The sequence below is a fragment of the Micrococcus sp. EWR3.9.1 genome, assembly GCF_052615555.1.
The window spans coordinates 1-232 of record NZ_JBQXFD010000066.1 but is presented as its reverse complement, the minus strand read 5'-3'; the positions used below and the strand labels follow the sequence as shown (position 1 = coordinate 232).

Genomic DNA, 232 nt, shown 5'->3' with positions numbered 1-232 from the left:
GCCGATGATGACCTGTGCGTGCAGCAGCGAGTAGAAGCTGTTGATGTTGAGGCACTCGTCGCGGATCCGGCTGTTGAACGACTCGACGTACCCGTTGCGCCACGGCGAGCCCGGAGGGATGTAGGACAGGCCGGTGCGGGTGCCGGCCCAGTCGGCCACCGCCTCGCTGATGAACTCCGGCCCGTTGTCCGACCTGAGCACCGCCGGGGCGCCCCGGGCGGCGACGAGGTCC

The 232-nt window shown here is 69.4% G+C and carries 1 protein-coding gene; it reads right to left on the bottom strand.

Going from position 1 to position 232, the window contains the following annotated elements:
* Window positions 1-232: integrase core domain-containing protein (locus ACUJ8O_RS11600; RefSeq protein ID WP_445373412.1), on the bottom strand; the 232-nt coding region annotated here is incomplete at both ends.